Source organism: Neomoorella stamsii, assembly GCF_002995805.1.
GTDB classification, from domain to species: domain Bacteria; phylum Bacillota; class DSM-521; order Neomoorellales; family Neomoorellaceae; genus Neomoorella; species Neomoorella stamsii.
The window spans coordinates 1-1,310 of sequence record NZ_PVXL01000070.1 but is presented as its reverse complement, the minus strand read 5'-3'; the positions used below and the strand labels follow the sequence as shown (position 1 = coordinate 1,310).

The 1,310-nt window shown below is 45.9% G+C and carries 1 protein-coding gene; it reads right to left on the bottom strand.

Annotated elements, in window-relative coordinates:
* Window positions 1-61: 61 nt before the first annotated feature.
* Window positions 62-1,309 (bottom strand): IS4 family transposase, encoded by a 1,248-nt coding sequence (locus MOST_RS14805; RefSeq protein ID WP_106007215.1) that lies wholly within the window; start codon window positions 1,307-1,309, stop codon window positions 62-64.
* Window position 1,310 lies beyond the last annotated feature (1 nt).

Sequence of the window (1,310 nt, the reverse complement as noted above, 5' to 3'; positions counted from 1 at the left end):
TGGTTAAAGGACTTAGGGTATCAGGGGTAGTCCTTATCCACATATTGCCATATTAAGCTGCTTAAAGAACTAAGGGGTCATAGGTTACGTCATTAAGATAATCAGCTTCGCCAGCCAGTACTTGCCTTACTATTTCCCGATAGACACCTTCATGGTCTATCCTGCGCCGCCCTTGGGAGCTGCGTTTATGCTTTAGGTGCAGGGTTTGGACGAAGAAGGTAAAGGGTTCATACAGGCAGGTACGGATTAAACGTTTAATGGTTAGCAGTGGTCCCCGGTAACCGGCTTTTAACTGGAGTATGACCATCAAACAGTAGGTTATTAGGGCTATAAAGAGCTGGTTTTCTACAGCTTGTTCGCTTTTGCCGTAAAAGTGTTTTACCTGGAGGTGTTGCTTGATCCATTTGAAGAAGAGTTCTATCTGCCAGCGGTTACGGTAAATCTCGCTTAATTCTTCTGCCTTTAGTTGCAAATCATTGGTGACAATCACTACTGGTTGTCCCTGGGTATCTTCGGTTGTTATCAGCCTTAAGGGATGCTTCATTTTGGTAACGCCATCTTTGCCCAGGTAAACCATCTGATCTTTTTTAACTTTGCTCTCAGAGTTTACCGGCAAGTCGGCAATCACTTTCACTATGGCATTACCCTTTAAGCGGCTGGCAAAGCGGATGCCTTCTTCGCAGTACCTGTCAAACTTCTTATAGTCAACGTAGCCACGGTCAAAAACATTTAAGGCATCCTTTTCCTCAACTACGAGGACATCCATCTGGGTTTTATCTGCCGGCCGAGCCGGGGTGATGACTGCTTTATCAGGTAGAACTTCTTCTTCATAGAACCTTAAGCGCAGGTGGAGCTTGACACCGCCTTTAGTCTGGCGGAACTCGGCCCAGCGGTACTGGGTCAGGCAGAGGCTAATGGTGGTGGAATCAATGAGGTAAATACGGCCTACTGCGTTCCTTAAGTTTACTAAGCCGATTTCTTGGCCCACCTTAGTGGTGAGATAACTGAATAACAGCCGGATAAATTGCGGGGACAAATCCCTTAAACGGCGGGATATCTGGGAAAAACTGATGCTTTCCAGGTTGATGGCCCGGTTGAATTTCGGGTCATGGAGGCTGTTGCTGATATCCCGCAGGCCGTCAAGTTGTTCCAGCTGGGCGAAGGTTATTAATTCAACGAGTTGAAGAGTATTTAGCTTCTTAACGTACTTATCAACCCCCATACCTTCGGTTAATTGCCAAAAATAGTCGTTAGAAACCGGAGAGAATAGTTGATGAAATGTGGATAATGTGGTATCCTTGCCTTGCATT